The sequence below is a fragment of the Leisingera aquaemixtae genome, from assembly GCF_006740765.1.
Taxonomy (GTDB): Bacteria; Pseudomonadota; Alphaproteobacteria; order Rhodobacterales; family Rhodobacteraceae; genus Leisingera; species Leisingera aquaemixtae.
Window position 1 is genome coordinate 89,518 of the sequence record NZ_CP041159.1, and the last position, 19,865, is coordinate 109,382.

Here is a 19,865-nt window from a genome sequence, read left to right on the forward strand (position 1 = left end):
GATGTCCCGGGCGGCTGTGCAGCCCAGTGATACGAAGCTAAGTCCGAAGCGCTGTACGTTTAATCTCCATCCGTCCCGGTGATCTTGCAGATCGTCCTGAAATTCCGGGCTGCGCGCCTGCCGGTGCCTCACCCAACTGTGCATGGAGCCGCAGGCGGCAGCGCATTAGCCTGAAAGGCAGCGTCAAAAGGGGGAGGTGCCGTCATGGCCTGGCTGCTGAGATTTGTGATTGCTTGCGTATTGGCTGCGCCCGCGCTGGCGCAGGACACGGGCGCAGAGCCGGAGCCGCCGATGACCTATGAACGGCTGGGCCGCATCCTCTTTGCCCTGGACGGCGCGGCGCAGCCGGTGGGCCCGGGCTTTCAGCTGACCATCGCCGGGGTGCCGGTGCTGGTGGTCACCGATCCGGCAGCGGACCGGATGCGGGCGATGGTGCCGCTGCGCCCGGCGGAGGGGCTGACGGCGGAGGAGCTGATGCGGATGATGCAGGCCAATTTCGACACCGCGCTGGATGCGCGCTATGCGGTGGCGCGCGGCCAGCTGTGGGCGGTGTTCATCCACCCGCTGTCCGCGCTGCAAAAGGACCAGCTGATCTCGGGCCTGGGGCAGACGGTGAATATCGCCCGCACCTATGGCACGCTCTACACCGGGGGAGCCTTGCAATTCGGAGGCGGCGACAGCCCGGGGATCCAGCGTCAGCTGATCGAGGAGCTGCTGGAAAAAGGCGAGGAAATCTAGCGGGCTGGGCCATCCGTCAAGGACCGTTGGCGCCGCGCCGGGGCAGAGTACGAAATTCAGCCCGATTGCCCGGCGGTTCGATCAATTTCGTCACCCTCGGGCCGGAATAATATGCGTCAAGCTGGATGCGGCGGCCTAAAGTCGCCTCAAACAGCTTGGAGAGCGCCTATGACCAGCTTTCAGGACCGCCTGACAGCGCTGCGCCGGGACTTTCACCGGCACCCGGAGCTTGGCTTCCGGGAAGACCGCACCAAGGCCAGGGTGGCGGCGCATCTGCGCGCTCTAGGGCTGGAGGTGCATGAGGGCGCGGGCGTGGTCGGACTGCTGCGGGCCGGCACCGGCAACCGCGCCATCGGGCTGCGGGCCGATATGGATGCGCTGCCGATCAGCGAAACCTCTGCCCATGATTATGTCTCTGAAACGCCGGGCGTGATGCACGCCTGCGGCCATGACGGCCACATGACGATGCTTCTGGGCGCCGCCGAACGGCTGACGCAGGAGCAGGGGTTTGACGGCACCGTGGTGTTCCTGTTCCAGCCCAACGAGGAACACGGCCTGGGCGCGCAGGCGATGATTGCCGAGGGCGTGCTGGAGCGGTTCCCGATCGAGGAGGTCTATGCCATCCACAATCTGCCGGGCGCGCCTGTGGGACAGGTCTCGACCCGGACGGGCCAGATCTGCAGCAGCGAGAGCCTGATTGAGATCGCGATCAAGGGGCAGGGCGGCCATGCCTCGATGCCGCAGGCGGGCGTGGACGCCATCACCGTCGGCGCAGAAATGGTGCTGGCGCTGCAAACCATCGTGTCGCGCAAGCTGGCGCCGGGGGCGGGGGCGGTTGTTTCCGTGACCGAGTTTCTGACCGACGGCCAGCGCAACGTGCTGCCGGGCCATGCGGTGCTGAAGGGCGACGTGCGCGCCCGGGTGCCGGAGGACCGCGCCGCGGTGGAACGCTTCATGCGCCAGATCGCCGCCGGTGTGGCGGCCACCCACGGGGTGAAGGCGGAGGTGAGCTTCAACACCGAATTCGTGGAAACCATCAACGCCCAAGGCCCGGCGGAGGCCGTTTATCGCGCCGCAGAGGCTGCGGGCTGCGCCGTGATCTGCAACCGCCCGCCGATGAGCTTCTCGGAGGATTTTGCCCATTTCGCCAACGCCGTGCCCGGCTGCTTCCTGCTCTTGGGCAATGGCGAAGACGGGCCGCACGGCCAGCCGCTCCATGCGGCGGATTATGATTTCAACGACGCTCTGCTGCCCATCGGCGCGGAGGTCTGGGTGCAGCTGGTGCGGGACCGGCTGCCAGCGGGAAAGGACTGACGATGCTTGAACAATTTGCTGTTGCCCTGCGCCACACGGCAGGAAACCCGAAACCCGGCGAGGCGGCCTATAGCGTGCTGTCGGAACAGGACTTTGCCAAGGCTCAGGCAGAAATCACCGCCTGGGAGGGGTATGCGGCAACGCCGCTGGTGTCCCTGTCCGGGCTGGCGTCGCAGATCGGTGTCGCCCGGATCGACTACAAGCACGAAGGCCCGCGGTTCGGCCTGGGCAGCTTCAAGGCGCTGGGCGGGTCTTATGCGGCGCTGCGGGTGCTGCAGCGGGAGCTGAGCAAGCAGCTGGGCCAGGACGTCAGCCTGGAGGAGATCCGCAAGGGCGTCCACAAGGACGCCTGCACCGGGATCACCCTGGTCTCTGCCACCGACGGCAACCACGGCCGCTCGCTGGCCTGGGGCTGCCAGCGGTTCGGCGCGCCCTGCCGGATCTACATCCATGCCGAGGTCAGCGAGGGCCGCGCCGCGGCGATGCGCGATCTGGGCGCCGAGGTGATCCGGATCGACGGCGACTATGATGCCTCGGTCCTGCTGGCCAAGAAAGAAGCGGAGGAAAACGGCTGGTTCGTGGTCTCCGACACCTCCTGGGACGGCTACACCGAGCCGCCGCGCGACGTGATGGCCGGCTACAGCGTGATGACCCGCGAGGCTTGCGAGGCGCTGGAGCAGCCCCCGACCCATGTGTTCCTGCAGGGCGGGGTCGGCGGGCTGGCGGCCTCAGTCGCGGCGGCGTTGCGGCAGTATTACGGTGCGGCGTCCCCGCGGGTGGTGATTGTCGAGCCGGAACTGGCGGCCTGCCTGTTCGACAGCGCCAAGGCTGGCAAGGCGACCAATTTCGCCATCAAGGAAGAAACCATCATGGCGGGCCTCTCCTGCGGCGAGCCGTCGGAAATGGCCTGGGAGATCCTGGCCGAAGAAGCCACCGATTTCGTGACCATTCCCGACAGCATCGTGGCCCCCGCGGTGCGGCTGCTGGCCAATGGCGAAACCGGCGATCCCGCGGTGGAGGCCGGCGAAAGCGCGGTGGCGGGGCTGGCGGCGCTGATCGCGGCGTGCAAGTCGCCTGAGATGAAGAAGACACTGGGGCTGGATGAAAACGCCCGCGTGCTGCTGATCGGCTCTGAGGGGGTTACGGACCCCGCGATCTTTGCCGCGATCATGGAAGGCAAGGACCATGTCTGAGACGCCCGCGCGCGGCTTTCCGGAGGCGGAATTCGCCGCCCGCACCGGGAAGGCGCAGGCGCTGATGGCGGCGCAGGGTCTGGACGGGCTGTTGCTGCTGACAGAGCCGGAGGTGCGCTATTTCAGCGGCTTCCACACGCTGTTCTGGCAAAGCCCGACCCGGCCGTGGTTCCTGTTTGTGCCGCCCGCAGGCGAGCCCGTTGCCATCATCCCGGAGATCGGCGCCGACCTGATGCGCCGCACCTGGATCGAGGACATCCGCACCTGGAGCGCGCCCGCGCCCAAGGATGACGGCCTCAGCCTGCTGACGGAGCTGCTGTCGCCAATTGCGTCCCGTGGCGGTTCTATCGGCATCCTGAAGGGGCACGAGACGTCGCTCAGGATGCCGCTGGGCGATTATGAGCGGCTGATGGCGGGGCTGCCGGGGCTGAAGGTGGCGGATGCCACGCCGCTGGTGCGCAGCCTGCGGATGGTGAAATCCGCCGCCGAGATCGAAAAACTGCGCCATATCTGCGCCATCGGCTCGCGCACCTTTGCGCAGGTGCCGCAGATCGCCCGTGAAGGCCAGCCGTTTGAGGATCTGTTCCGCGCCTTCCGGCGCGAGGCGCTGGCGCAGGGCGCGGACGATGTGCCCTATCTGGTCGGCGGCGCCGGTCAGGGCGGCTACAGCGACGTGATCTCGCCGCCGACCGGCCGGCCCCTGCAGGCGGGCGACATCGTGATGCTGGACACCGGCGCCACCTGGGACGGCTACTTCTGCGACTTCGACCGCAACTTTGCGATTGGCCGGGCCGATGACCTGTCGCGCCAAGCTTATGACGTGCTGTGGCGGGCGACCGAGGCCGGGATTGCTGCCGCCAGACCGGGTGCCACCTGCCGCGAGCTGTTCCAGGCGATGCAGTCCGTGATCGCCGGGATGGACGGTCAGGGCGGCGACGTGGGCCGGCTGGGGCATGGGCTGGGCATGCAGCTGACCGAATGGCCCTCGCACGCTGCGTTTGACGGGACGGTGATCGAGGAAAACATGGTGCTGACGCTGGAGCCTTCGCTGAGCTATGGCGATGGCCGGATCATGGTGCATGAGGAAAACATCGTGGTGCGCGCGGACGGGGCAGAGCTGCTGACAGCCCGCGCCGCCCCCGAGCTGCCGGTAATCTGAAGGAGGCCTTGGGCCATGAAACTGCCCTTTGACACGGATGCAGGCATCGGCACCCGCGCCACGCTGGGGGTGATCGTGCTGGAAACCGATGAGACGCTGGAGCCGGAGTTCGCCCGGATGATGGCGCAGGACGGCGTGGCGCTCTATCACAGCCGCATTCCGATGGTGCCCGAAGTCCGCCCGGAGACGCTGGCGCGGATGCAGGCGGATCTGCCGGACTCTGCCCGGCTGTTTCCTTCCGCCCCGGATTTCGACGTGATCGGTTATGGCTGCACGTCTGCGTCAACGGTGATCGGCTCGGCCAGGGTGGCAGCGGCGGTGCAGACCGTGCTGCCCCGGGCCAAGGTCACTGACCCGCTGGCGGCGATCATCGCCGCGGGCCGGGCGCTGGGGGCCGCGCGGCTGGGGTTTGTCACGCCTTATCTGCCGGAAGTCTCGGCGCAGATGCGGCAGAAGCTGGAAGAGGCGGGGTTCGAAATCGCCGGTTTCGGCTCGTTTGAGGAAATGGACGACCGGGTGGTGGCGCGGATCACCGAGGCGGCGATTGCCGCGGCGGCGCAGCAGGTGGCCAGTGCCGCGGACTGCGACGCCATCGTGATCTCCTGCACCAACCTGCGCTGCCTGCGGGTGATCCCGCAGATCGAGGCGGCGGCCGGGGTGCCGGTGGTCTCCAGCAATCAGGCGCTGGCCTGGCACATGCTGCGGCTGGCCGGGATCACGGACCCCCAGCCGCAGTTCGGCAGGCTGTTCGCCCGGGGTCTGGCGGCCGGATAGGTAGAATTTTACGGGAATTGCCAGCTGACAATTCGCGGCAGGCTGTTCCTCCGGGCCGTGCAGTCCGCGCTTGAAATCCGCGTCCGGATCATCACAGTTTGACAGCCGAACCCTGACCTGTGCCGCGCAAGGACACCCGGATGCCTGCCACCCCTCCCCAGAACCGCCCCGCGACCCGCAACGTCCTGTTTATCATCATTGATCAGCTGCGGGCGGATTGCGTGTTCGGGGCGATGGCCAGGCATGTGGAGCTGCCCAGCATCCGCGCCTTCATGCAGGAGGCGGTGTCGTTCCAGCGGCATTACTCGGTGACCAACCCCTGCGGGCCGTCGCGGGCGTCGATCCTGACCGGGCAGTATGCGATGAACCACCGGTCGGTGCGCAATGGCACGCCGCTGCGCCACGATACCCCCAACATTGCCACCGAGATGCGCAAGGCGGGCTATTTGCCGATGCTGTTCGGTTATACCGACACCGCGCAGGACCCGCGCGCCTTTGATGCCAACGACCCGGCGCTGCGCACCTATGAGTTTCCGATGAACGGCTTCCACGAGATGACCGAGATGCGGCTGGAGATGTCCTATCCCTGGCAGTCGCATCTGATGAACCGGGGCTATGAGTTCGAAAACTACTGGGATGTCTACAAGCCGGTTTCGCCCGGTGGCGGTGCGCCGCGGCTGAACGATCCGGCGCTTTACGCGGCAGAGGACAGCGATACCGCGTTTCTCACCGACTCCTTCCTGGGCAAGATGGCGGCCTATCACAAGGAGAGCTGGTTCGCGCATCTGACCTATATCCGCCCGCATCCGCCGCTGGTGGCCCCGGCCCCTTATAACACCATGTATGACCCGGCCTCGCTGCCGCTGCCGCAGCGGCTGGACACGCCGGAGCAGGAAGGTGCGCTGCATCCGTTCTTTGATCCGGCACTGCGCAGCAGCACGGCGGCGGGTTTTGTCGAAGGCTTCCCGGATCTGGAGCCGACGGATGACACCATCCGCACCCTGCGCGCGGTGTATCTGGGGCTGGCCACCGAGGTGGACCACCATGCCGGGCGGGTGATCCAATTCCTCAAGGACACGGGCCAGTATGACAGCACCATGGTGGTGATCACCGCCGACCACGGCGAAATGCTGGGCGACCGGCACGCCTGGGGCAAGATGACGGTCTATGACGCCGCCTATCACACGCCGCTGATCATCCGGATGCCGGGCAACGAGGGCAACGCCGGCGCCTGCGTCCCTCAGATCACCGAGTCGATCGACGTGACGCCGACCATTCTGGACTGGGCGGGGCAGGAGATCCCGAACGCCATGGACGGGCGGTCGCTGCTGCCGCTGTTGCGCGGGGAGGTGCCGCAGGACTGGCGGCAGTATTCCTTCTCGGAGCTGGATTTCTCAGAACCGTTGAAGCCGACGCTGTGGCAGAAGGCGCTTGGCACCACGCCAAGCGACAGCAGCCTGGGGATCCTGCGGGACGGGCGCTTTACCCTGGTGGAGTTTGCCGCCGACCTGCCGCCGATGCTGTTTGATGCGGAGGGGCGGGGAGAGATGGAAAACGTGGCCGGGCAGCCGGAGTATGCGGCAGATCTCAACCGGCTGACACGGCTGATGCTGCGGCACCGGATGAAGAACATGGACCACACGCTGTCGCTGGTGTCGATCACCGCGGACGGGGCGCGGTCCGTACCGCGGTTTCAGGCGCCGCGGGGCTGAGCGCAGGCCGGGCCGCCGGCGCGGCGCAAGGCCCGGTCCTGTCCGGAAGCCGGGCCTTGCGCGGTTCACCGGGTCAGATGAACCAGTCTTCGGTCAGCTGATTGCTGGAGTTGATCCCTTTCACCCAGGCGATTTGCAGCGGATCGCTGCCGCCCTCGCCGTCGGCGTCGTATTGCAGCCAGACCTCCTTGGTGCTGCTCAGCGACAGGCTGCCGCTGGACAGGGCGTCTTCCAGGCTGGTGTCCAGCTCCAGAAGCAGGCCGCTGATATCGAGGGCATCGCCGTCGCCTAGCCTGAAGTCGCGCAGGATGTCGCCTGCGTCTTCGGCAGAGGCGAAGACAAACACGTCCGCATCCGCGCCGCCTTTCAGGATATCGGCCCCGGCGCCGCCTTCCAGCCGGTCGCTGCCGGCGCTGCCGTCAATCATGTCATCGCCGCTGCCGCCGCGGATGGTGTCATTGCCGGCACCGCCATTGATCTTGTCCGCGCCGCCGCCGCCATCGGCGGTGTCATCACCATTGCCGGCGCTGATCTTGTCGTCTCCGTCGCCGCCATCCAGGCTGTCGCCGCCGTCGCCGCCGATGACTTTGTCGGCGTCCGCGCCGGCCTGGATCGTATCGTTGCCTGCGCCGCCATTGACATTGTCAGCGCCCGCGCCGGTTTCGATCAGATCGCCGCCATTGCCGCCTTTCACCTTATCGCGGCCGCTGCCGCTGGTGATCACATCATTGCCGTCGCCGCCGTCCAGCTTGTTGTCGCCGCCGCCAGCCGAGAGGGTGTCATCTCCGAGGCCGCCCTTGATCCTGTCCTTGCCGCTGCCGCTGGTGATCACGTCGTCGCCATCGTCGCCGGAAACCTGGTTGTCGCCATCGCCGGCCGCAATTATGTCGTTTCCGTCGCCGCCCTTGATCCGGTCCTTGCCGCTGCCGCTGGTGATCGAGTCGTGGCCTTCGCCGCCATCGGCCCTGTTGTCGCCATCGCCTGCGTCGATCGTGTCGTTTCCGTCACCGCCGATCAACTGGTCTTTGCCGCTGCCGCTGGTGATCCAGTCGTGGCCCGCGCCGCCATCGGCCTTGTTGAAACCTTCGCCGACTGACAGGGTGTCATTTCCGTCGCCGCCGATGAACTGGTCCTTGCCGCTGCCGCCGCTGATCGAGTCATCGCCGAGGCCGCCATCGGCCTTGTTGTAGCCGTCGCCGGCGGCAATCGTGTCATTTCCGTCGCCGCCCTTGATCTGGTCTCTGCCGCTGCCGGTGCTGATCAGGTCATCGCCGAGGCCGCCATCGGCCTTGTTGTAGCCATCGCCGGCGGAAATTGTGTCATTGCCGTCGCCGCCGTCCAGCAGGTCCCTGCCGCTGCCGGTGACGATGGCGTCATCGCCCAGGCCGCCTTCGACCCTGTTGCTGCCGCCGCCGCCGTCCAGGCTGTCGTTTCCGGCGCCGCCGTAGATTCTGTCGCTTGCTTCGCCTGCCAGAACGGTGTCGTCGCCATCCTCGCCGTACAGCTGGTTCCGGCCGCCGCCGCCGTTGAGGCTGTCGTTTCCGGCGCCGCCGTAGATCTTGTCGCTTCCGCCGCCTGCCAGAACGGTGTCGTCGCCGTCCTCGCCGTACAGCTGGTTCCGGCCCTCACCGCCATCCAGGCTGTCGCTGCCCAGGCCGCCATACAGTTTGTCGCTGCCGTTGCCGCCGGACAGGGTGTCGTCGCCGTCCAGGCCGAACAGCTGGTCGTTGCCGTCACGGCCTTCGATCAGGTTGGCGGCGCTGTTGCCGTAGCCCTTGTCAGACGCGCTGCCCAGGATCAGGTTCTCGATCTCCGAGCCCTCGCTGACCGTCAGCGTTTTGGAGCCGATGGTTCCGGACACGCCGCTTTGCAGGTTGATCGAGGACGTATAGGTCACGGCGCTCAGATCCAGGGTGTCGGTGCCGCCATTGGTGTCGGTGACGGTGCCCAGAACGCTGGTCCAGTTCGGCACAAAGCTGTTGGTGAAGGTATAGATGTTGTCGATGACCTCCGGCGTGGGATCCGGGTCCGGGGTTGGTTCCGGGTCCGGGGTGGGATCCGGGTCCGGGGTTGGGTCCGGGTCCGGTGTGGGCTCCGGATCGGGGTCCGGGGCGGCGGAGATGTTGATGATTTCTGCCGCATCGGCGTTTGCATCAACACCGGCCAGGAACACCAGCAGGGTGCTGCTGCCGTTGTGGGAAATCTTCAGCCAGGAGCCGCCGCTGCCGGCCTGAAGCGAGACGACGCCGTCGGCTGCCGCATCGGTGCCGGTATAGCCGATCTCTTGCAGCAGGGCGCTGACATCGACGCGGTCTCCGGCGGCGAGGCTGAAGTCGGCGATGGAGTCGCCGGACTCGCCCAGCTGCCGGTAGACGAAACGGTCGGCGCCCGCGCCGCCGGTCAGGTAATCCGCGCCGGTGCCGCCGATCAGCGTGTCGTTGCCGCCGCCTGCCGAGATCTGATCGTTGCCGGCGCCGCTGTCCAGAACATTGTCCGCGGCGTTGCCGGTGATGCTGTCTATGCCGCTGCCGGTGATGGCGTTTTCGATCACGGTTCCGCTGGCGATGGAGAAGTTGCCGGTCTTGCCATTGAGGCTGGAGAAGGTGCCCGCATTGAGGTTCAGGGTCTGATTGTAGCTGCGCAAGCCGAGGTTGATCACGTCGGTGCCGCCGCTGTCGACAATCGCCACCGCCCAGCCGCCGTTCAGATCCATGCCGAAACGGCCGGTGGTCTGGCCGTCGCCATAGGTGGTGTCGCCGGTTTCCACGTTTACAGGCGTGCCATAGAGATGGTGGACCGCAGCGATGTCAGCCAGCTGCGCCGTTGCCAGATAGGCAAAGGAGGCATCGACGGCAGTGTTTTCGGACTGGCTGAAGTAGGACATGATCGACATTTGCCAGCTGTCATTGGCAAAATGCGCGTCGGAGCCATAGCTGGCGCTGCCGTTGTAGTTGCCGGTGTGGCCCAGCCCCAGGGCGTGGCCGATCTCGTGGATGTAGGTCTGCAGGTAGTAGTTGCCGTAGGCGGACCAGCCGTCGTCCACATTGATATGGGAGCTGAGAATGGTGCCGTTGCTGACGGTGGAGCTGGCGTAGGCGCCGGAGTTGTTGTCGTCAAAGGTGATCTTGGCGCTGCCGGTGGTCTCGGCAAACTCGATCCCGGTCAGCGCGGTCCAGCTTTCCAGCGCCTTGCGGGCGGTCTCCTTGCCGGTTGCATTCAGCCCGCTGAGGTTGACCGTCAGCTGCCCGCCGGTTTGCACATCAAAGGAGCGCTGGGTGCGGCCGGTATCCTCCCAGAAGCCCTGGTACAGATACTGGGCGATCTGGTCGACCGTATACGTCGGCTTGCCGCCGGCATCGCCGGTGCCGGTGCCGGTGCCAGAGCCGCTGCTGCCGGTGGCTTCGGGAATTCTGTGATTGGCTTGACCGCAATATTCACACATGACCGTGCTCCAAACTAGCTCTTTGGTTTAAAGGGGAAATTCGGTTTGCCCGACCAGGTGGCCGGCAAAGTCCGCAATGCTGTCCGCAGTCAGATGACCGTCCATGACCGACTGTTCGATGGCCGGGCCCTGGCCGGACCGGCCATCGCGGTGCTGCCACTCCAGGTATCCTGAAATCCAGTCGGCGGTCTGGGAGTGCCCGACATAGCGCAGGGTCAGATCGGCGGGGCCGGTCTGACCGTCCGCAGCGGACACCGCCGCGCCGGGAAACCTTTCGCTCAACGCGCCGGCCAAGGCGTCGCACAGCGGCTGCTGCAGGGCTTTGCCGCAGTGCAGCTCAATGCTCTGCACCGGGCTGCCAAGCGCGGCGGAGCCGGTGACCAGCAGCCAGATGGCGGCAGAACAGCCGGAAAGGGTCCCAGGTGAGATCATGGAATTGCTCGCTCAGACGGTTGAAGGATCAGGTTCAGTCCCGCGCCGTTCTGGCTGCCCTGTCAGGTCTAGCGGCGGATTCGGGCGAAATGACGGCCGGGATCCGGGCAATATTTAGACGGCGTTAACCGGCGTTAACCCTTTGCTAAGCGGGCCTGCACGAACGCGCGTCTTGCCCGGGGCCGCGGCCTGTTTTTGCAAATCATTCTCAATTTCATTGACAGTTGCGAATGATTTGCAATAACGATGCTGCAAAGACATCTTCAAGAACGGAGAATCGAATGCTTTCGAACCTGCTCAAGACGGTTTCCGCCGCCGCGATTGCGGCCGCTGCCGCCAGCGCTGCCATGGCCGAAGACAAGATGAAGGTGGTCACCACTTTCACCGTGCTGGCCGATATGGCGGCCAATGTGGCAGGCGATGCCGCAGAAGTCGTCTCGGTCACCAAGCCGGGCGCAGAGATCCACGGCTATGAGCCGACGCCGCGCGACATCGTGCGGGCGTCCGATGCCGACCTGATCCTGTGGAACGGCATGAACCTGGAGCTGTGGTTTGAACAGTTCCTGTCGAACCTGAAGGACGTGCCGTCGGTGACCCTGACCGATGGCATCGACCCGATCCCGATCGCGGCCGGCTCTTACGAGGGCAAGCCCAACCCGCACGCCTGGATGGGTCTGGATAACGCGCTGATCTATATCGACAACATCGTCGAAGCCTTTGCCGAGCACGACCCGGAAAACGCCGCGGTCTATGTCAAGAACGCGGGCGAATACAAGGACAGGCTGCGCGCCACCATCGAGCCGCTGCGCCGTGCCATCGCGGAGATCCCCGAGGACAAGCGCTGGCTGGTGACCTGCGAAGGCGCCTTCAGCTATCTGGCGCGCGATTTCGGCATGAAGGAGCTGTACCTGTGGCCGATGAACGCCGATCAGGTCGGCACGCCGCAGCAGGTGCGTTCGGTGATTGATGGCGTGCGCGCCAACGACATCCCGGTGGTGTTCTGCGAAAGCACCGTGAACACCGCCCCGGCAGAGCAGGTGGCGCGGGAAACCGGCGTGGCCTATGGCGGGGAGCTCTATGTCGACTCCCTCAGCGAGGCGGACGGCCCGGTGCCGACTTATCTGGACCTGCTCAAGGTCACCTCTCAGACCGTGGCCCGCGGTTTGACCGAAGTGACCAATTAAGACCGCATTTTCGCATATCCAAAGAGCCCCGCAGCGCAAGTTGCGGGGCGTTTCATTTCACAAAGCACAATTTCTGTGTGTAACTCTGCAGGACAGCCCATGCTTGATGCCAGCGAGACCCACATCATGAACACCAGCGCCGCAGCCGCGGAGGGCGGGATTGCCGCCAAGAACGTCACGGTGACCTACCGCAACGGCCATACAGCGCTGTGGAACGCCAGCTTTGACATTCCCCGCGGCACCGTGACTGCGCTGGTCGGGGTCAATGGCGCGGGCAAATCGACGCTGTTCAAGGCGATCATGGGCTTTGTCCCGGCCGCGCAGGGCGAAATCCGCATCCTTGGCATGTCCGTGAAGGACGCGCTGCGCAAGAACCTGGTCGCCTATGTGCCGCAGTCGGAGGAGGTCGATTGGGCCTTTCCGGTGCTGGTCGAAGACGTGGTGATGATGGGCCGCTACGGCCACATGGGGTTTTTGCGCCGGCCCAAGGCGGCCGATCATGAGGCCGTCGATCAGGCGCTGCGCCGGGTGAACATGCAGGATTTCCGCCACCGCCAGATCGGGGAGCTGTCCGGCGGCCAGCGCAAGCGGGTGTTCCTGGCCCGCGCCCTGGCGCAGGACGGGCAGGTGATCCTGCTGGACGAGCCCTTTACCGGCGTGGACGTGAAGACCGAGGAGCAAATCATCGCCCTGCTGCGCGAGCTGCGCGACGAGGGCCGGGTGATGCTGGTTTCCACCCATAACCTGGGCAGCGTGCCGGAATTCTGCGACCGCACGGTGCTGGTCAAGGGCACGGTGCTGGGGTCCGGCCCGACCGAGACCACCTTTACCCGCGAGAACCTGGAACACGCCTTTGGCGGCGTGCTGCGCCATTTCACCCTGGGCGGCCAGGCGCTGCACGACGACGGCGACACCCGCGAGGTCACCATCCTGACCGATGACGAGCGCCCCTTTGTCCAGTACGGCGAAAAGACCCAGACGAGCGACAGCAAGCGCGAGGACGGGAGCCAGCAATGATGGACTATCTGCTGGAGCCGTTCACCTACGGCTATATGACCAATGCGATGTGGGTCTCGGCGCTGGTTGGCGGCGTCTGTGCCTTCCTGTCGTCTTATCTGATGCTCAAGGGCTGGTCGCTGATCGGCGATGCGCTCTCGCATTCGGTGGTGCCGGGGGTGGCGGGGGCCTATATCCTGGGCCTGCCGTTCGCGCTGGGCGCCTTTATCGCCGGCGGGCTGGCGGCGGGGGCGATGCTGTTCCTGTCGGAACGGTCCGGATTGAAGGTCGATGTGATCATTGGACTGATCTTCACGTCCTTCTTCGGGCTTGGCCTTTTTATCGTGTCGATCAGCCCGATGTCGGTCTCGGTGCAGACCATCACCATGGGCAATATCCTGGCGATCACGCCGGAGGACACGGCTCAGCTGGCGATCATCGGCTTTGTGTCGCTGGCGGTGCTGCTGGCCAAGTGGAAGGACCTGATGGTCACTTTCTTTGATGAAAACCACGCCCGCACCATCGGGCTGCGTCCCGGATTGCTGAAGGCGGTGTTCTTTGTGCTGCTGTCGGCCTCTGTCGTGGCGGCGATGCAGACGGTGGGGGCGTTTCTGGTGATTGCCATGGTGGTGACGCCGGGGGCGACCGCCTATCTGCTGTGCGACCGCTTTCCGCGGCTGATCATGGTTTCCGTATTCATCGGCGCGGCCACCAGTTTCTTCGGGGCCTATGCCAGTTATTTCCTGGATGGTGCCACCGGCGGCATCATCGTGACGCTGCAGACCCTGATCTTCCTGATCGTGTTTGTCTTTGCCCCGAAACACGGGCTGCTGGCGGCCAAGCGCAAGGCGCGCGAGGCGCTGAAGCGCGGCCCCGCCGCCCAACAGAGGGCCGTGTGATGGATCTTGATACACTGCTGATGCCATTTCAGTTCGCGTTCATGCAGAACGCCTTTCTGATCTCCCTGATCGTGTCGGTGCCCACCGCGCTGCTGTCGTGCTTTCTGGTGATGAAGGGCTGGGCGCTGATGGGGGATGCGGTCAGCCACGCCGTGCTGCCGGGGATCGTGCTGGCCTATGTGCTGGGCTTCCCGCTGATCATCGGCGCCTTTGCCGCCGGTATGCTGTGCGCGGTGGCAACCGGGTTCTTGTCCGGCAACAGCCGGGTCAAGCAGGACACGGTGATGGGGGTGGTGTTCTCCGGCATGTTCGGGCTTGGCATCGTGATGTACGTGGGGCTGGAGACCAACGCCCATCTGGATCACATCCTGTTCGGCAATATGCTGGGGGTGGAGCGGGATGAGCTGTGGACGGCGGGCATCATCTCGCTGGCGGTGGGGGCTGCGCTGGTGCTGAAGTGGAAGGACCTGCTGCTGCACAGTTTCGACCCGGCGCAGGCGCAGGCCTGCGGCCTGCCGGTGACGGTGCTGCATTACGGGCTGCTGGCGGCCTTGTCGCTGACCATCGTGGCGACGCTGTCGGCGGCGGGGCTGATCCTGGCGATCGGGCTGCTGATCGCGCCGGGGGCGATTGCCTTCCTGGTGGTGCGCAAGTTCAGCACCATGCTGTGGGTCTCGGTGCTGGTCTGCATGTTCTCGATGCTGGCGGGCACCTATGCCAGCTTCTTCCTCGACAGCGCGCCGGCGCCGACCATCGTGCTGATCCTGACCATTCTGTTTGTGCTGGCCTTTGCGCGGCGGCTGTACCTGACCCGCAAGACATCAATGCAGCGCGCCAAGGAAACCGCCGGCCCCGCGTGAATTACGCGGGCCCGGGCTTTGCCATCTCCAGCAGCCACTGCCGTACCAGTTCGGCGTTCGGGACCAGATCCTGGGTCTTGGTCCAGACCAGATAGAACCCCGCGCCGGTGGTCCAGGACCAGTCCTTGCGGGCGGCCAGCAGCCCCTGTTTGATCAGCGGCTCGGTCACATGCTGCCAGCCGAAGGCAAAGCCCTCGCCCGCAATCGCGGCCTGCAGAACCAGCGCATAGTCGTTGAGGCGCATGCCCGCGGCGGGCGGGCGGCCGGTGACGCCGAAGTGCTCAAACCATTGCTGCCATCTGGGCCGCTCGCGGACCGGTTCCTCCAGATGGATCAGCCGTTCGTGCAGCAGGTTCGGCACCGTCGCCAGGTTGACCGCGGCGGCCATCACCCGCGGACTGGCGACGGGAAAGATCACCTCCGGCGCGATCAGGGCGGAATGGCAGTCCGGCCAGGTGCCGTTGCCGCGGCGCACCGCCAATGAGATGCCTTCGGTATTGATGTCCGGCTCCCGGTCTGAGCTTTGCAGGCGCAGGTCGATGTCGGGGTGCGCCTCATGCAGCCGGGTCAGTCTTGGCATCACCCAGTAATATGCAAAAGCGGAGGAGCAGTTGAGCGTTACGTGGTCATTGCGCCCGAACTGCCGCACCGCCTTGGCGGAGGAGAGGATGTCCTCCAGCGCCTTGGACACATCGGTGTAAAGCCGCATGCCTGCGCCGGTCAGCTCCACCTTGCGGTGGCCGCGGCGGAACAAAATAACGCCCAACGATGCTTCCATCTGCTTGATCGCGGCGCTGACGGCCGGCTGCTGGACGTTCAGTTCCTCAGCCGCGCGGGTGAAGGAAGCGTGCCGTGCGGCGGCTTCAAACACGATCAGGTGGCGGGGGCTGGTGAGGAGTTTCCACAGATCTTGCATAACTCTGAATTATCCAAATCATCAGATTTTTCAACCGTCACAACGCAGGCCGCGGACCGTATCGTTACGCAGCTTTTGACGACTGGAGACCCCCATGGCCCGACGCGCCCGCGCATCCCGCGACAGAAACACCGCCCCCGCGGGCGCTCCGGCATCGCCCTTTATCCGGCGGAGCCTGCCGTTCTTTGACGTGCTGGACGAGGAGAAGCTGGTCCGGCTGGAAGCCCAGGTGGACTGGATCTTCGAGGAGGTCGGCATTGCCTTCCGCGACGACCCGGAGGCGCTCAGGATCTGGAGAGAAGCAGGCGCCAGGATCGACGGCGACACGATCCGCGCGGATGCGCAGTGGATCCGCAGCTTATGCGCCAAGGCGCCGCGGCAGTTCACCCAGCTGGCCCGCAATCCGGCGCGGTCCGTCACTATCGGCGGCACCAATCAGGTGTTTGCGCCGATCTATGGCGCGCCGTTCGTGCGCGATCTGGAGGGTGGGCGGCGCTATGGCGACATGGCGGCTTTTGAGAAGCTGGTGAAGCTCACCTATATGCATCCGAACCTGCATCACGGCGGGTTCGTGATCTGTGAACCTTGCGACGTGCCGGTGAGCAAACGCCACTTCGACATGCTGTTTTCCCATATGACGCTGAGCGACAAACCGCATCTGGGCGCCATCACGGAGATGTCCCGGGCGCAGGACAGCGTCGACATGGCGGAGATCGTCTTTGGGCGCGAGGTCATGGACGAGAACTGCGTGATCATGGGCAATGTGAACACCAATTCGCCGCTTTTGGTAGACAAGGTGGTGACCGAGGCGGTGCGCACCTATTGCGCCCGCGGGCAGGGAATTATCGTTGTGCCGTTTATCCTTACGGGCGCGATGGGGCCGGTCTCCACCGCCGCCTCAGTCGCGCAGGCGATGGCAGAGGCGATGATGGTCTGCGCCTTTACCCAGATCGTCCGGCCCGGCGCGCCGTTTGTGCTGGGCAACTTCCTGTCGTCGATGTCGCTGAAATCCGGCGCGCCGACATTTGGGATGCCGGAGCCGGTGGTGTCGAACTACGCCATCGGCCAGCTGGCCCGCCGCGCCGGGCTGCCGTTGCGCTGCGGCGGGTCGCTGACGGCCTCCAAGATCGAGGACGCGCAGGCGGCTTATGAGAGTGCAGACTCGATGCATTCCACCATGCTGGCCGGCGCCAATTATGTGCTGCATTCGGCGGGCTGGCTGGAGGGCGGGCTGTGCACTGGTTTTGAAAAGCTGATTATGGATGCAGACCGGCTGGGGTCATACCAGAAGGTGCTGAGCCAGGGGCTGGACACCAGCGACGAGGCTATGGCGCGCGATGCCTACGCCGAGGTGGCGCCGGGCGGGCATTTCCTGGGGTCCGGCCACACCATGCGCAACTACCAGACGGCCTTCTATGAGCCGAAGCTCAGCGACAGCGAGAATGTCGAAAGCTGGGAAGAGGGCGGCTGCAAGGACATGCGCCAGCGCGCCTATGAGCGCTGGAACCAGATGCTGAACGAGTATCAGGCTCCGCCGATGGATGCGTCGGTCAAGGAGGAACTGGCCGCCTATGTCGCCCGCCGCAAAGAGGAGATCCCGGATGCGTGGTACTGAGGTAAGGAATTCTTCACCCATTTCTCCAGCTTATGCAGGACGGGCCGGATTGCCCCGGCACCCCCTGTGCACCCCCCGTACACCCCCTGTGCACCCCCTGGGTGCCATTTGCCGCAATGCCCGCGCTTTGCCCCGGACCTGAGGACAAATCCATGTCAGACAATTTTGCCCAATCGACGCTCAACATCCACAAGGAGGAGAGCACCGGCGACAAGAAGCTGCCGAGCCACGCCAAGGCGGTGATCATCGGCGGCGGTGTGGTTGGCTGCTCGATCCTGTTTCACCTGGCCAAGTTCGGGTGGAAGGACGTGGTGCTGCTGGAACGTGACGAGCTGACCTCCGGCTCCTCCTGGCATGCAGCGGGGCAGATCCATACCATCAGCTCGGACCCGAACATCTCGCGCCTGCAATCCTACACCATTGATCTGTACAAGGAGATCGAGGAGACCTCGGGCCATTCTGTGGGCTTGCACATCACCGGCGGGTTTTATCTGGCGTCGAACAAAACCTGGTACGACTACCTGAAGCGGGAGCGTTCAAAGGCGCGTTACATGGGTCTGAACCAGGAATTCATCAGCCCCAAGGAAGTGGCAGAGCGTCACCCGCTGATTGATCCGAAACACTACCTCGCAGCGCTGTGGGATGATCAGGACGGTGATCTGGACCCCTCAGGCGCGACCTATGCCTTTGCCAAATCGGCCAAGGTGCACGGTGCGCAGTATTTCACTCACACACCGGTGACTGCGACCAACCAGCGCGCCGACGGCAGCTGGGATGTGACCACCCCGCGCGGGGTGATCAATGCGGAGCATATCGTCAACTGCGGCGGGCTGTGGGCGCGGGAAGTCGGCCACATGCAGGGCATCAACCTGCCGGTGCAGCCGATGGAGCATCATTACCTGATCACCGACAAGATCGACGCGGTGGCAAACCACCCGACCCGCCTGCCGGCCGGGATCGACTATGAGGCGAACATCTACTTCCGGCAGGAACGCCAGGGGATGCTCTTGGGCACGTATGAGCCGAAGGGTACGCCCTGGAAGGTTGGCGGCACGCCGTGGGACTTCGGGCATGAGCTGCTGCAGCCGGATCTGGACCGCATTGCCGACCGTCTGGAGATGTCGTTTGAGCGCATTCCCGCGATTGGCGAGGCGGGTATCAAGGACATGATCAACGGACCCTTCACATTCGGACCTGACGGCAACCCGATGATCGGCCCGGTGCCGGGCATGAAGAACTACTGGTGCGCGGTGGGCGTGATGGCGGGCTTCTGCCAGGGCGGCGGCGTGGGTCTGACCATGGCGGAGTGGATGATCGACGGCGAGCCGTCCATCGACGTCTGGGCGATGGATGTGGCGCGGTTCGGCGAGTTCGCAACCCCCGACTGGGGCACCGTGAAATCGACCGAGAACTACGAGCGGCGCTTCGTGATGACCTTCCCGAACGAGACGCTGCCGAAGGGGCGGATGCAGAAGACGACTGCTCTGTATGACCGGCTGGTCGCCAAGGGCGCGCGGATGGGGCAGGGGTTTGGCCTGGAGAACGCGCTGTGGTTTGCCGACGGGCCGGAAGATGCGCATGAGGAGCCGACATTCGAGCGCAACCGTTCGCATGAGTATGTGGCGCGTGAGGTCAAAGCCGTGCGCGAGGCTGTGGGCGGCATCGAGATTGCAAACTTTGCCAAGCATGAATTCAAGGGCGCGGGCGCGCGGGCCTATCTGGACCGGGTGCTGGCGGGGTATGTGCCGAAACCGGGCCGCCTGGCGCTGACGCCGATGCTGACGCCTAAGGGCAAGCTGTATGGCGATCTAACCGTGGCCTGCCTGGGCGAAGAGCATTTCATGCTGTTCGGCTCCGGCGCGATGCAGGAGGCGCACCGCCGCTGGTTTGAGAAGGATCTGCCGGAAGATGTGTCCTATCAGAATGTCTCCGACGACTGGCACGGCATCGCGCTGTCGGGTCCGAAATCGCGGGAGCTGCTGCAGCGGATCACCCGTGAGGATGTCTCTGCCGAGGCGTTCAAGTTCCGCGACCTGCGCCAGACTTTCGTGGGCGGCGTGCCGGTGATCCTGAACCGGATCAGTTTCTCCGGCGAGCTGGGCTATGAGATCTACTGCAAGCCGCAGTACCTGCTGCGCTTGGCGGAAGCGGTGGAGGAAGCGGGCACCGGTCTGGGCTACCGCTGGTACGGGGCGCGGGCGCTGATGTCGATGCGGCTGGAGAAGGGCTGGGGCGTGTGGACGCAGGACTTCCGCCCGGATTTCGATGCGGTGGAAAGTGGCATGGATGCCTTCATCAACTGGAAGAAGGATTTCGTGGGCAAGGCGGCTGCGCTGAAGGCCCGCGAGGCCGGTGCGAGCCGCAAGCTGGTCACCATGACCATCGGTGTGGATGGCATTGATGTGTCCGGCGACGAGGCGATCCTGAAGGATGGCGCGGCGGTGGGCTACATCTCCTCCGGCGGCTATGCGCATCACGCTCAGGCGTCGATGGCGATGGGGTATGTCTCGGCTCAGCACGCGGCGGCCGGCACCAGGCTGCAGGTGGAGATCCTGGGCGAGATGTATGACGCCGAAGTGCTGGGCGCGCCGGTCTATGACGCGGGCGGCGCCAAGATGCGCGCGTGAGCCG

Annotated in this window: 15 protein-coding genes; 12 read left to right on the forward strand and 3 right to left on the reverse strand. The window is 65.1% G+C overall.

Annotated features, from left to right (window positions below; genetic code table 11):
• Positions 1 to 204 precede the first annotated feature (204 nt).
• From R2C4_RS02290 to R2C4_RS02315, 6 genes are all read left to right on the forward strand, one after another.
• Positions 205 to 738: a polysaccharide deacetylase family protein gene (locus tag R2C4_RS02290; RefSeq protein WP_141889421.1), complete on the forward strand. Its 534-nt coding sequence runs from the start codon at positions 205 to 207 to the stop codon at positions 736 to 738.
• 168 nt (positions 739 to 906) lie between these two features.
• Complete coding sequence (locus R2C4_RS02295) at positions 907 to 2,052, forward strand: amidohydrolase (protein ID WP_141889422.1); 1,146 nt, start codon at positions 907 to 909, stop codon at positions 2,050 to 2,052.
• A 2-nt stretch (positions 2,053 to 2,054) separates the two neighbouring features.
• Positions 2,055 to 3,245: a diaminopropionate ammonia-lyase gene (locus tag R2C4_RS02300; RefSeq protein WP_141889423.1), complete on the forward strand. Its 1,191-nt coding sequence runs from the start codon at positions 2,055 to 2,057 to the stop codon at positions 3,243 to 3,245.
• Positions 3,238 to 4,404 (forward strand): M24 family metallopeptidase, encoded by a 1,167-nt coding sequence (locus tag R2C4_RS02305; RefSeq protein WP_141889424.1) that lies wholly within the window; start codon positions 3,238 to 3,240, stop codon positions 4,402 to 4,404. Before R2C4_RS02300 ends, R2C4_RS02305 begins: the two co-directional genes overlap by 8 nt.
• 15 nt (positions 4,405 to 4,419) lie before the next feature.
• Positions 4,420 to 5,178: a maleate cis-trans isomerase family protein gene (locus R2C4_RS02310; protein WP_141889425.1), complete on the forward strand. Its 759-nt coding sequence runs from the start codon at positions 4,420 to 4,422 to the stop codon at positions 5,176 to 5,178.
• A 140-nt stretch (positions 5,179 to 5,318) separates the two neighbouring features.
• A complete protein-coding gene (locus R2C4_RS02315; RefSeq protein ID WP_141889426.1) occupies positions 5,319 to 6,890 on the forward strand; it encodes an alkaline phosphatase family protein in 1,572 nt (523 codons plus the stop codon).
• Between the two features lie 73 nt (positions 6,891 to 6,963).
• Here R2C4_RS02315 and R2C4_RS02320 read toward each other — a convergent pair whose 3' ends face one another.
• Together R2C4_RS02320 and R2C4_RS02325 are read right to left on the reverse strand one after the other, a co-directional pair.
• Entirely contained in the window at positions 6,964 to 10,332 is a 3,369-nt protein-coding gene (locus tag R2C4_RS02320; protein ID WP_141889427.1) for a M10 family metallopeptidase, read from the reverse strand.
• Positions 10,333 to 10,359: 27 nt separating this feature from the next.
• Positions 10,360 to 10,764 carry a hypothetical protein gene (locus R2C4_RS02325; RefSeq protein WP_141889428.1) on the reverse strand — a complete coding sequence of 135 codons (405 nt, stop codon included), beginning with the start codon at positions 10,762 to 10,764 and terminating at the stop codon, positions 10,360 to 10,362.
• Positions 10,765 to 11,045: 281 nt separating this feature from the next.
• Here R2C4_RS02325 and R2C4_RS02330 point away from each other — a divergent pair, with 281 nt between their 5' ends.
• The 4 genes from R2C4_RS02330 to R2C4_RS02345 all read left to right on the forward strand — a co-directional run bounded on the left by R2C4_RS02330 (position 11,046) and on the right by R2C4_RS02345 (position 14,703).
• On the forward strand, positions 11,046 to 11,948 hold the full coding sequence (locus R2C4_RS02330) for a metal ABC transporter substrate-binding protein (RefSeq protein ID WP_058286302.1): 903 nt from the start codon (positions 11,046 to 11,048) through the stop codon (positions 11,946 to 11,948).
• Between the two features lie 99 nt (positions 11,949 to 12,047).
• A complete protein-coding gene (locus R2C4_RS02335) occupies positions 12,048 to 12,965 on the forward strand; it encodes a manganese/iron ABC transporter ATP-binding protein (protein WP_276509274.1) in 918 nt (305 codons plus the stop codon).
• On the forward strand, positions 12,965 to 13,843 hold the full coding sequence (locus R2C4_RS02340; RefSeq protein ID WP_141892016.1) for a metal ABC transporter permease: 879 nt from the start codon (positions 12,965 to 12,967) through the stop codon (positions 13,841 to 13,843). Before R2C4_RS02335 ends, R2C4_RS02340 begins: the two co-directional genes overlap by 1 nt.
• Positions 13,843 to 14,703 (forward strand): metal ABC transporter permease, encoded by an 861-nt coding sequence (locus R2C4_RS02345; RefSeq protein ID WP_141889429.1) that lies wholly within the window; start codon positions 13,843 to 13,845, stop codon positions 14,701 to 14,703. The genes R2C4_RS02340 and R2C4_RS02345 overlap by 1 nt, the downstream gene beginning before the upstream one ends.
• Position 14,704: 1 nt before the next feature.
• Here the strand turns inward: R2C4_RS02345 and R2C4_RS02350 are convergent, their stop codons facing one another.
• On the reverse strand, positions 14,705 to 15,619 hold the full coding sequence (locus R2C4_RS02350) for a LysR substrate-binding domain-containing protein (RefSeq protein WP_141889430.1): 915 nt from the start codon (positions 15,617 to 15,619) through the stop codon (positions 14,705 to 14,707).
• Positions 15,620 to 15,713: 94 nt separating this feature from the next.
• Here R2C4_RS02350 and R2C4_RS02355 point away from each other — a divergent pair, with 94 nt between their 5' ends.
• Complete coding sequence (locus R2C4_RS02355; RefSeq protein ID WP_141889431.1) at positions 15,714 to 17,234, forward strand: trimethylamine methyltransferase family protein; 1,521 nt, start codon at positions 15,714 to 15,716, stop codon at positions 17,232 to 17,234.
• A 152-nt stretch (positions 17,235 to 17,386) separates the two neighbouring features.
• Positions 17,387 to 19,861: a GcvT family protein gene (locus R2C4_RS02360; protein WP_208764515.1), complete on the forward strand. Its 2,475-nt coding sequence runs from the start codon at positions 17,387 to 17,389 to the stop codon at positions 19,859 to 19,861.
• Positions 19,862 to 19,865: the final 4 nt, after the last annotated feature.

Coding starts and splice junctions, on each gene's coding strand:
- R2C4_RS02310 (WP_141889425.1), top strand. CDS start 4,420: ATGAAACTGCCCTTTGACACGGATGCAGGCATCGGCACCCGCGCCACG.
- R2C4_RS02290 (WP_141889421.1), top strand. CDS start 205: ATGGCCTGGCTGCTGAGATTTGTGATTGCTTGCGTATTGGCTGCGCCC.
- R2C4_RS02315 (WP_141889426.1), top strand. CDS start 5,319: ATGCCTGCCACCCCTCCCCAGAACCGCCCCGCGACCCGCAACGTCCTG.
- R2C4_RS02360 (WP_208764515.1), top strand. CDS start 17,387: ATGTCAGACAATTTTGCCCAATCGACGCTCAACATCCACAAGGAGGAG.
- R2C4_RS02335 (WP_276509274.1), top strand. CDS start 12,048: ATGCTTGATGCCAGCGAGACCCACATCATGAACACCAGCGCCGCAGCC.
- R2C4_RS02325 (WP_141889428.1), bottom strand. CDS start 10,764: ATGATCTCACCTGGGACCCTTTCCGGCTGTTCTGCCGCCATCTGGCTG.
- R2C4_RS02355 (WP_141889431.1), top strand. CDS start 15,714: ATGGCCCGACGCGCCCGCGCATCCCGCGACAGAAACACCGCCCCCGCG.
- R2C4_RS02340 (WP_141892016.1), top strand. CDS start 12,965: ATGGACTATCTGCTGGAGCCGTTCACCTACGGCTATATGACCAATGCG.
- R2C4_RS02300 (WP_141889423.1), top strand. CDS start 2,055: ATGCTTGAACAATTTGCTGTTGCCCTGCGCCACACGGCAGGAAACCCG.
- R2C4_RS02345 (WP_141889429.1), top strand. CDS start 13,843: ATGGATCTTGATACACTGCTGATGCCATTTCAGTTCGCGTTCATGCAG.
- R2C4_RS02320 (WP_141889427.1), bottom strand. CDS start 10,332: ATGTGTGAATATTGCGGTCAAGCCAATCACAGAATTCCCGAAGCCACC.
- R2C4_RS02295 (WP_141889422.1), top strand. CDS start 907: ATGACCAGCTTTCAGGACCGCCTGACAGCGCTGCGCCGGGACTTTCAC.
- R2C4_RS02305 (WP_141889424.1), top strand. CDS start 3,238: ATGTCTGAGACGCCCGCGCGCGGCTTTCCGGAGGCGGAATTCGCCGCC.
- R2C4_RS02350 (WP_141889430.1), bottom strand. CDS start 15,619: ATGCAAGATCTGTGGAAACTCCTCACCAGCCCCCGCCACCTGATCGTG.
- R2C4_RS02330 (WP_058286302.1), top strand. CDS start 11,046: ATGCTTTCGAACCTGCTCAAGACGGTTTCCGCCGCCGCGATTGCGGCC.